The following is a 9969-nucleotide window of genomic DNA, read 5'->3' on the forward strand; positions in this document are numbered from 1 at the left end:
CCGGAGCCCCTCCGTATCGCCGTCATCGTCGGCAGTGTCCGGACCGAGCGCATCGGGCACACCGTCTCCGCCTGGTTCGCCGACCTCGTGGCGCGGCGGCCCGATCTGAGCCTCGACGTCATCGACGTGGCCGATCTGCCGCTGCCTCTCGCGGGGCCCAGCCGGGAGCCCGCGCCGGAGGCGGCCGCCGTGCTGGCCGAGTCACGGCCGCGGCTGGCCCGTGCCGACGCCTTCGTCGTCGTCACCCCCGAGTACAACCACAGCTTCCCCGCCGCCCTGAAGAACGCCATCGACTGGCACCGCGAGGAGTGGCAGGCCAAGCCGGTCGGCTTCGTCTGCTACGGCGGCTTCTCGGCGGGACTGCGCGCGGTCGAGCAGTTGCGCCAGGTCTTCGCGGAGCTGCACGCGGTCACCGTCCGCGACACCGTCGGCTTCCAAGGCGGAGCCGCCGCCTTCGACCAGGGCGTACCGCGTGACCGGGAGCCCGCCGAGGCCGCCGCGAAGGTGCTGCTGGACCAGCTCGTCTGGTGGGGCCGCGCCCTGCGGCAGGCCCGCGCCACGCACCCGTACGGGGCGTGACCGCGGTGACCATGAGGTACGACCTGATCGGCCGCACCGGCCTGCGGGTCTCCGAACTCTGCCTGGGCGCCGGCACCTTCGGCGTCGAGGGCTGGGGCGCTTCCCGCGAGGACGCCGCCCGCATGCTCGACCTCTACACGGAGGCGGGCGGCAACTTCGTCGACACCGCCAACGTCTACGGCGCCGGCCGCTCCGAGGAGTGCGTGGGCGAGCTGCTGACCGGCCGCCGCGACGAGTTCGTGCTGGCCACCAAGGTCTCCAGCATGACCCGGCCGGGCGACGTGAACTCGGCCGGCAACCACCGCAAGAACCTCGTCGCCTCCCTGGAGAGCAGTCTGCGGCGGCTGCGGACGGATCACGTCGACCTGCTCTGGCTGCACGCCCGCGACGCCCTCACCCCCGTGGAAGAAGCCATGCGGGCCCTCGACGACCTGGTCCGCGCGGGCAAGGTGCTGTACGTCGGAGCGTCCAACTGGCCCGCGTGGGAGGTGTCGCGGGCCAACATGCTGGCCGAACTGCGCGGCTGGTCGGCCTTCGCCGGCATCCAGGTCCGCTACAACCTGCTGGAGCGCACCGTCGAGCGGGAACTGACGCCGATGGCCGCCGCCTGCGACGTCAGTGTGTTCGCCTGGGGGCCGCTCGCCGAGGGCCGGCTGACCGGCAAGTACCTGCGCGGCGGGCGCGGCCGGCTGTCCGTGGAGAACTGGGCGGGCGACGACGAGCGCGACACCGCGGTCGTCCGCGAGGTGACCGCCGTCGCCGAGGAGACCGGCCGCACCCCCGCCCAGGTGGCGCTGGCCTGGCTGCGGGGCCGCCCCGACGCGGTGCTGCCCGTCCTCGGCGCCACCCGCCCGGAACAGCTTCAGGACACCCTCGGTGTGCTCGACCTGCGGCTGGACGAGGAGCACACCAAGCGGCTCGACACCGTCAGTGAGCCGTCCCTCGGTTTCCCCCGGGACTTCATGCGCAATCCCAAGTTCACCATGGGCACCTACGGCGACCGCTGGCAGCGGCTGGAGCGGCGCGGCGGCCCCGGGCGGACGGTCGACGCCCTGCTGTGACCCGCCCCCGGACGCCACGACAACGCCCACGACAAGGAGAGCGAGGCAGACGTATGAGGATCCTGGTCACCGGTGGCGCGGGCTTCATCGGCTCACGGTTCGTCACGATGCTGCTTCAGGACCGGTTCGTCGGCTGGGAGGGCGCCGATACGACCGTCCTGGACAGCCTCACCTACGCCGGGAACCGCGCCAACCTGCCGGCCGCCCACCCGCGCCTGCACTTCGTCCGCGGCGACATCTGCGACACGGAGCTGGTCCACGACCTGATGCGCGGGGCGGACGCGGTGGTGCACTTCGCCGCCGAGTCCCACGTCGACCGTTCCCTGACCGGCCCGACGGCCTTCTACCGCACCAACGTGGTCGGCACCCAGTCCGTCATGGAGGCCGCGCTGCGGGCCCGTGTCGAGCGGGTCCTGCACGTCTCCACCGACGAGGTGTACGGGTCGATCGAGACAGGGGCCTGGACCGAGGACTCGCCGCTGCTGCCCAACACGCCCTACGCCGCCTCGAAGGCCGGCTCCGACCTGGTGGCGCGCAGCTACTGGCGCACCCACGGCCTCGACGTGTCGATCACCCGCTGCTCCAACAACTACGGCCCGCACCAGCACCCCGAGAAACTCATCCCGCTGTTCGTGACCAGGCTGCTCCAGGGTCTGCCCGTGCCGCTGTACGGCGACGGGAGCAACACGCGCGAGTGGCTGCACGTCGACGACCACTGCCGGGCCCTGCACCTCGCCCTCAACAAGGGCACCGCGGGCGAGGTCTACAACGTCGGCGGCGGCAACGCCTGGACCAACCTCGACCTCACCCACCGGCTCCTCGAACTGTGCGAGGCGGACCGCTCGCTGGTGCGGTACGTCACCGACCGCAAGGGCCACGACCTGCGGTACGCGCTGGACGACAGCAAGATCCGCGAGGAACTGGGATACGCCCCGCGCGTCCCGTTCGACCAGGGTCTGGCCGACACGGTGGCCTGGTACCGGGACCACCCCGACTGGTGGCGGGACGCCGCGGCCCCGCCCGAGCGCCCCGACGCGCGCGCCCTGACCTGAAGGAGACCAAGTGGAGATCCTGGACCGCAAGGCGCTGCTGCTGGACGAGGTGCGCAAGTACCACCGCGAGGCCCAGCCGGACCGGCCGTTCGTGCCGGGCGTCACCGAGATCTGGCCCTCCGGAGCCGTGCTGGACGAGAACGACCGCGCGGCACTGGTGGAGGCCGCGCTGGACATGCGGATCGCCGCGGGCATCAGCTCACGGCGGTTCGAGTCCGCCTTCGCCCGCAGGATGAAGCGCCGGAAGGCCCATCTGACCAACTCCGGGTCCTCCGCGAACCTGCTCGCCGTCTCGGCGCTCACCTCCCACGTCCTGGGGGACCGGCGGCTGCGGCCGGGCGACGAGGTCATCACCGTCGCCGCCGGCTTCCCGACCACCGTCAACCCGATCCTGCAGAACGGGCTGATCCCGGTCTTCGTCGACGTGGAACTCGGCACGTACAACACCACCGCCGAACGCGTCGCCCAGGCCATCGGCCCCCGCACCCGGGCGATCATCGTGGCGCACGCCCTGGGCAACCCCTTCCAGGCCACCGAGATCGCCCAACTCGCCGACGAGCACGACCTGTTCCTCATCGAGGACAACTGCGACGCCGTCGGCTCGGTCTACGACGGCCGGCTCACCGGCACCTTCGGCCAGCTGTCGACGGTCAGTTTCTATCCCGCCCACCACCTCGCGATGGGGGAGGGCGGCTGTGTGCTGACCGGCGACCTCGTCCTCGCCCGTGTCGTGGAGTCCCTGCGCGACTGGGGCCGCGACTGCTGGTGCGAGCCGGGGGAGAGCAACAAATGCCTCAAGCGGTTCGACTACCAGATGGGCAACCTGCCCGCCGGGTACGACCACAAGTACATCTTCAGCCACGTCGGCTACAACCTGAAGGGCACCGATCTCCAGGCCGCCCTCGGGCTGAGCCAGCTGGGCCACCTGGACGAGTTCTGCGCCGCCCGCCGCCGCAACTGGCGCAGGCTGCGCGACGGCCTCCAGGACGTACCGCACCTGCTGCTCCCCGAGGCCACACCGCGCAGCGACCCGAGCTGGTTCGGCTTCATCCTCACCGTCGATCCCGAAGCCCCCTTCAGCCGGGCCGAGCTGGTCGACTTCCTGGAGAACCGGAAGATCGGCACCCGGCGGCTGTTCGCCGGCAACCTCACCCGCCACCCGGCGTACATCGGCCAACCGCAGCGCGTGGTGGGCGAGTTGACCAACAGCGACATCATCACCGAGCAGACCTTCTGGGTCGGGGTCTACCCCGCCCTCACCGACGAGATGATCGACTACGTCGTCACGTCGATCCGCGACTTCGTCCGGGACCGTGGATGAAGCCGACCGGCCTGAAGATCGTCGGAAACGGCTTCCTCGCCCGGCACCTCCGGGCGATCACCCCCCGGCACACCGACGCCGTGGTGCTCGCCGCGGGAGTGTCCTGGGCGAGCCACACCTCGGCCGCCGACTTCGCCCGGGAGACCGACCTGGTGGAGCGGACCATCAGGGAGTGCCGGGCCGCCGGCCGCCGGCTGGTGTTCTTCTCCACCGCCTCCACCGGCATGTACGGCACTGTCAACGGCCCCGGACGCGAGGACGTCCCGGTCACCCCCTGCACCCCCTACGGGGCGCACAAACTCGCCCTGGAGGAACGGCTGCGCGCCTGCGGAGTGGAGTTCCTGGCCCTGCGTCTCGGCCATCTCGTCGGCCCCGGACAACCGCCCCACCAGCTGCTGCCCACCCTGCTGCGGCAGTTGCGGGAGGGGGCCGTGTTCCTCCACCGGGGCGCCACCCGGGACCTCATCCACATCGACGACGTCGTCACCGTCGTCGACCGGCTGCTGGCCGCCGGCCTCGCCCACGAGACCGTCAACGTGGCCTCGGGCACCGCCGTCCCGGTGGAGCGGATCGTCGACCACCTGGAGGCCCGGACCGGACTCACCGCCCGCCGGGTCCACCTCGACCTGGGCCGGCACCACACCATCTCCACCGACAAGCTGCGCGCGCTGGTACCCGAGGTCGACGCGATGGGCTTCGGACCCGACTACCACCGCGGCGTCCTGGACGACTTCCTGGCGGCGTCCGCCTCGACCGCGGCGCCCTGACCGACGCCTACCGAAGGTTGGCTCACCATGTCTGCGACCACACTCACCCCCGCCGCCCTCCGCCCCCGCCGTGACGGCTCCGTCGTCGAGCGGTACGCCCGCTCCGCGGCGGCGGCCGAGGGCGCGGTGATGCGTACCGCCGACGTCCCGGCCTGGCTGGAGGAACGTCGGCGTACCCACGCCTTCCGCGTCCGGCGCATCCCCTTCACCGCGCTGCGGGACTGGGACTTCGCGCCCGGCACGGGCAACCTCCGGCACAGCAGCGGACGGTTCTTCACCGTCGAGGGCCTGGACGTCACCGTCGCCACCGACGACCGGACGACCCACTGGCAGCAGCCCATCATCCGACAGCCCGAGGTCGGCATCCTGGGCCTGCTGGTGAAGGACTTCGACGGGATCCCGCACTTCCTGATGCAGGCGAAGATGGAGCCCGGCAACCCCAACCTGGTGCAGCTCTCCCCGACCGTGCAGGCCACCCGGAGCAACTACACCGGCGCGCACCGCGGTGCGTCCGTCCGCCACATCGAGCACTTCGTCGCGCCCGGCGCCGGCCGGATCGTCGCCGACTCGCTGCAGTCCGAGCACGGCTCCTGGTTCCACGGCAAGAGCAACCGCAACATGGTCGTCGAGACGGACGCCGAGGTGGAGCACTCCGACGACTTCCGCTGGCTGACCCTCGGCCAGATCACGGAACTCCTCAGGCACGACGGCGTGGTGAACATGGACACCCGTACCGTCCTGTCCACCCTCCCGTTCGCCGACGCGCACGGCCGCGCCCACCGCACGGACACCGAACTGCTCTCCTGGTTCACGGCACAGCGCTCCCGGCACACCGTGACCGCCCGGCGTATCCCGCTCGCCGACGTGGCGGGCTGGACGCGCGACGACCACACCGTCGTCCACGACGCCGGCCGGTACTTCCGGGTCGTCGCAGTCTCCGCGGAGGCCGCCAACCGCGAGGTCACCGGATGGACGCAGCCCCTGTTCGAACCGGTGTCGCCGGGTGTGGCCGCCTTCGTCCTGCGCCACCTGGACGGCGTCCCGCACCTCCTGGTGCACGCCCGGGTCGAGGGCGGCTTCCTGGACACGGTGGAGATGGGCCCGACCGTGCAGTACACGCCCGTCAACTACGCCCATCTGCCGTCCGGCGACCGACCGCCCTTCCTGGACCTGGTGCTCGGCGCCGCCCCGGACCGGATCCGCTACGAGGCCGTCCACTCGGAGGAGGGCGGACGCTTCCTCAACGCCGAGAGCCGCTACCTGGTGGTCGAGGCCGACGAGACGCAGGCACCGCTCGACCCGCCGCCCGGCTACCAGTGGGTCACCCCCGGCCAGCTCACCACGCTGGTCCGGCACGGGCACTACCTCAACGTACAGGCCCGCACCCTGCTGGCCTGCCTGCCCGCCGCGGGACTCACGGCATGACCGGACCCCTGCGCGTCGGCGTCATGGGACTGGCGTCCATCGCCCGCCGCCGGCTGCTGCCCGCGCTCGCCGCCTGCCCCGAGACCCGGCTGGTCTGCGTGGCGAGCCGCGACCAGGCCACCGCCCGGAAAGCGGCGGCTCACCTGGGCTGCCAGGCCGTCGCCGACTACGACGCGCTGCTGGCCCGCCCGGACATCGAGGCCGTCTACGTCCCGCTGCCCGCCGCGCTGCACGCCCGCTGGGTGCGCCGGGCCCTGGAGGCCGGCAAGCACGTCCTGGCGGAGAAGCCGCTCACGACCGACGCCGGCACCACCCGGGAACTCCTCGCCCTCGCCCGGGCCCGCAGGCTGGTCCTGCAGGAGAACGTCATGTTCGTGCACCACGCCCAGCACGCGGCCGTACGGCGGCTCCTGGCCGAGGGCGCCATCGGCGAAGTACGCGCCGTCCACGCGGTGTTCACCGTCCCGCGCCCCCCGGACGGCGACATCCGGCACAGCGCGGAGCTGGGCGGGGGAGCCCTCGGCGACATGGGCGTCTACCCGGTGCGGGCCGCGCTCCATGTGCTGGGCGGCGCGCTGCAGGTGGCCGGGGCGGTCCTCACCCGGAGCCCGGGCAGCGAGGTCGAGACCGGCGGGACCGCCCTGCTGCACACCCCCGAAGGGGCCATCGCGACCTGCGCGTTCGGCATGGAGGACAGCTACCGCTCCCGCTACGAGGTGTGGGGCGGCCGCGGCTCGATCAGGGTGGACCACGCCTTCACCCCGCCCGCCGGTCACGTCCCCGTGCTGCGCGTCGAACGCGGCCAGGACATCGAGGAGCTGACGCTGCACCCCGACGACCAGGTGGTGAACACGGTCGCGGCGTTCGCCACCGCCGTACGCGCCGGACGGCCCGCCCCCGGCGAGGCCGCCACCCTCCGCCAGGCAGAACTGCTGGACGACATCCGCCTAGAGGCGACGAAACGAAGGAGCCCCTGATGGCCACGGCCGTGGACTGGATTCCCGACGGCATCGACCGGACGACCCCCAGTGCCGCCCGCGCCTACGACTACCTGCTGGGCGGCACGCACCACTTCGCGGCCGACCGCGCCCTCGGCGACCAGGTGCTGTCGGTGCTGCCGGCCAATGTCATGGCCCGGCAGAACCGGGCGTACCTGGGGCGCGTCGTGCGGCACATGACGGACGCCGGCATCCGCCAGTTCCTCGACCTGGGGTCGGGCCTGCCGGTCATGGGCAACGTGCACGAGGTCGCCCAACAGGCCGACCCCTCCTGCCGGGTGGTCTACGTCGACGTGGAGGAAGCCACCGTCGCCCACGCCGGCCTGCTGCTGCGGGGGAACCCGAACGCGGCCATGGTCGGTGCGGACATCCGCGACCCCGACGCCGTGCTGGGTGCCGACGCCACCCGCCGGCTGATCGACTTCTCCGAGCCGGTCGGGCTGCTGATGCTGGGCGTCACCCAGTTCCTCCACGACGAGGACGACCCCTGGGGACTGACCGCGCGCTACCGCGCCGCCCTGCCGTCCGGCAGCCTGCTCGCCCTGTCCTGCTTCACCTGGGACAACGACCCCGACACCATGCGCCGGACCGTGGAGATGTTCAAGGCGAGCGGCCGGACGCCGATCGTGCCGCGCACCGGCGCGGAGGTCCGGCGGCTTACCGGCGACCTGGAACTGCTCGATCCGGGGCTGGTGTTCCTGCCCCGGTGGCGGCCGGACGGCGAGACCGCGGGCGACCGGGAGGAGCGCTCCAACCTCTACGCGGCGGTCGCCCGCAAGCCGTGATCACTCCCGCGGGGTCTGGGCGCGCTCCATCATCTCCGTGGCGATGGAGAGCAGCGCCGTGCGCTTCTCCTCCGCGTCGCCCTCGAAGTGCGGCAGGGCGAAGGTGCCGAAGTGCAGGGTGAGCAGGGCGCCCATGCAGCGCAGCTGCTCGGTCAGCGGGGTGCCGGGATCGGTGATGAGCTCGCCGATCTCGGTCATCTGGTCGTTGAACTCCTTGCCGACCTGGAGATCCCGCAGCGTCGCCTCGTTCTGCCGGAGGAAGCGGAACAGGGGGACGGTGTCGTTCAGGGCCGCCTCGTAGCGGCGCAGCAGCTCCCGCTTGGTCTCCAGGGTGCGGGGCTGCCCCCGGGCCCACTCGATCGCCTCGGCGACCGGCCGTCCCACGCCCTGGAAGATGCTCTCGAGGATCTCCTCCTTCGACTGGTAGTGGTAGTAGATCGCGGGCTTCGTGACCTGCAGGGCCTCCGCGATCTCCCGGAGCGACGTCTTCTCGTAGCCCTGCTCGGCGAAGAGTTCGAGGGCCACCTCCTGGATGCGCCGGCGGGTGTTGCTCCGGCTCTGCCGGGTGCCCTTCTCGGCCACGGGACCTCCTGGGTCGGTCGCACTACGCACTTACCTGTCGGCAGGCAAGGGCCTTCAGTCTACTCACGGGGTCATGTCACCGGGGCATGCCGCCGGTCCACGAAAGGGAAGCGATGCGTGTCCTGTTCACGGTCTCCGACTGGCCGGGCCACTGGTACTCCATGGTCCCCCTCGGCTGGGCACTCCAGGCCGCGGGCCACGAGGTCAAGGTGCTGTGCGCACCGAGCCAGACGGAACCGCTGACCCACGCCGGCCTCGTCCCGCTGCCCGTGCTCGACGGGATGGACATGAGCATGCGGGGCCGACTGCACAACTACCGCAAGGCCCTCGCGGGAACCTGGCCGTTCGACACGCTCCCACCGCATCCGCTCACCGGCGAACCACTCGGCTCGCTCGACGAGTTCGACATGGAGACCTGGTCCCGGGAGAACCACGACTGGGCGATCGAGACCGTCACGCGCAGCACCGACGCGGCGGTGGAGTTCGCCCGTCACTGGCGCCCGCACCTGGTGGTCCACGACCTGATGAGCCTGGAGGGGCAACTGGTCGGCGGGGCCCTGGGGATCCCCGCGCTGCTCCACCTGTGGGGCCCCTGCGGCCCCCAGGACCAGGTGCCGGGCGCCCCTCCCGGCGCCGGCTTCGTGCCGATGGACCCGAGCGGTGCCTTCGCCCGCCACGGCGCCGGCGAGATGAACGCCGACATCTACACCCACGTCATCGACCCGTCGCCCCACGGGGTCGCCCCGCCCCTCGTCGCGCGGCGCATCCCCGTACGCCACCTGCCCTACAACGGACCGGGGGCCGTACCGCCCCAGCGCCTCGACCGCACCGGCGACCGGCCCCGGGTGTGCGTCGTCTGGGGCACCTCCGTCAGCCGGGTGCACGGCCCCGCGTCCTTCGCCGTGCCCCGCATCATCGAGGCGCTGGCCGACGTGGACGCGGAGGTGCTGCTGGCCCTCACCGGCGAGGACCGCGAACGGCTGGCGGACACCCCCCTGCCGAACTCGGTGCGCCTGCTGCCGCGCACGCCGCTCAGCCTCCTGCTGCCCGAGTGCGACCTGGTGGTCCACCACGGTGGCGCCGGCTGCACCATGACCGGCCTGGCCGCCGGGATCCCCCAACTCGCCGTCCACGCGGGCCAGGACCAGGAGGTCATCGCCGACCGGGTCGCCGCCGCGGGCGCCGCCCACTCCCTGACCAACGCCCACGCCGACCCGGTGACCCTCCACAAGGCGATCACCGCACTCCTCTCGGACACCACCCACACGACGGCGGCACGCCGCCTGAAGGCCGAGATGGAGAACGTGCCGACCCCGGCGGACGTGGTGGCGGACCTTGTGGCACTGGCGGGCTGAGGGGGGGGGGCTCGGCCGAGCGGGCCTACGCGGGTCCGTCCGGT

At 72.3% G+C, this 9969-nt stretch carries 10 protein-coding genes; 9 read left to right on the forward strand and 1 reads right to left on the reverse strand.

Annotated elements, in window-relative coordinates:
* The 8 genes from FNH04_RS33595 to FNH04_RS33630 form a co-directional block, all read left to right on the forward strand.
* Positions 1-579 (forward strand): NADPH-dependent FMN reductase (locus FNH04_RS33595; protein ID WP_152789630.1); only part of this gene is annotated, 579 nt, incomplete at its 5' end.
* An 11-nt stretch (positions 580-590) separates the two neighbouring features.
* Positions 591-1640, forward strand: coding sequence for an aldo/keto reductase (locus tag FNH04_RS33600; protein ID WP_152789631.1), 1050 nt, complete (start codon positions 591-593; stop codon positions 1638-1640).
* 53 nt (positions 1641-1693) lie between these two features.
* Positions 1694-2692 carry a dTDP-glucose 4,6-dehydratase gene (gene rfbB, locus FNH04_RS33605; RefSeq protein ID WP_152789632.1) on the forward strand — a complete coding sequence of 333 codons (999 nt, stop codon included), beginning with the start codon at positions 1694-1696 and terminating at the stop codon, positions 2690-2692.
* Between the two features lie 16 nt (positions 2693-2708).
* Entirely contained in the window at positions 2709-4013 is a 1305-nt protein-coding gene (rfbH, locus tag FNH04_RS33610) for a lipopolysaccharide biosynthesis protein RfbH (RefSeq protein WP_322724607.1), read from the forward strand.
* The gene (locus tag FNH04_RS33615) at positions 4010-4780 is read left to right on the forward strand and encodes an NAD-dependent epimerase/dehydratase family protein (RefSeq protein WP_152789633.1); all 771 of its coding nucleotides are present in this window, start codon (positions 4010-4012) and stop codon (positions 4778-4780) included. The genes rfbH and FNH04_RS33615 overlap by 4 nt, the downstream gene beginning before the upstream one ends.
* 27 nt (positions 4781-4807) lie before the next feature.
* Positions 4808-6205: an NDP-hexose 2,3-dehydratase family protein gene (locus tag FNH04_RS33620; protein WP_152789634.1), complete on the forward strand. Its 1398-nt coding sequence runs from the start codon at positions 4808-4810 to the stop codon at positions 6203-6205.
* Complete coding sequence (locus tag FNH04_RS33625) at positions 6202-7182, forward strand: Gfo/Idh/MocA family protein (protein ID WP_152789635.1); 981 nt, start codon at positions 6202-6204, stop codon at positions 7180-7182. Before FNH04_RS33620 ends, FNH04_RS33625 begins: the two co-directional genes overlap by 4 nt.
* Positions 7182-7988, forward strand: coding sequence for an SAM-dependent methyltransferase (locus FNH04_RS33630; RefSeq protein ID WP_152789636.1), 807 nt, complete (start codon positions 7182-7184; stop codon positions 7986-7988). The genes FNH04_RS33625 and FNH04_RS33630 overlap by 1 nt, the downstream gene beginning before the upstream one ends.
* Here FNH04_RS33630 and FNH04_RS33635 read toward each other — a convergent pair whose 3' ends face one another.
* Positions 7989-8570, reverse strand: coding sequence for a TetR/AcrR family transcriptional regulator (locus FNH04_RS33635; RefSeq protein WP_322724606.1), 582 nt, complete (start codon positions 8568-8570; stop codon positions 7989-7991).
* A gap of 113 nt (positions 8571-8683) precedes the next feature.
* Here FNH04_RS33635 and FNH04_RS33640 point away from each other — a divergent pair, with 113 nt between their 5' ends.
* Complete coding sequence (locus FNH04_RS33640) at positions 8684-9925, forward strand: nucleotide disphospho-sugar-binding domain-containing protein (protein WP_194236899.1); 1242 nt, start codon at positions 8684-8686, stop codon at positions 9923-9925.
* Positions 9926-9969: the final 44 nt, after the last annotated feature.

Source organism: Streptomyces phyllanthi (assembly GCF_009377205.1).
Classification (GTDB): Bacteria; Actinomycetota; Actinomycetes; order Streptomycetales; family Streptomycetaceae; genus Streptomyces; species Streptomyces phyllanthi.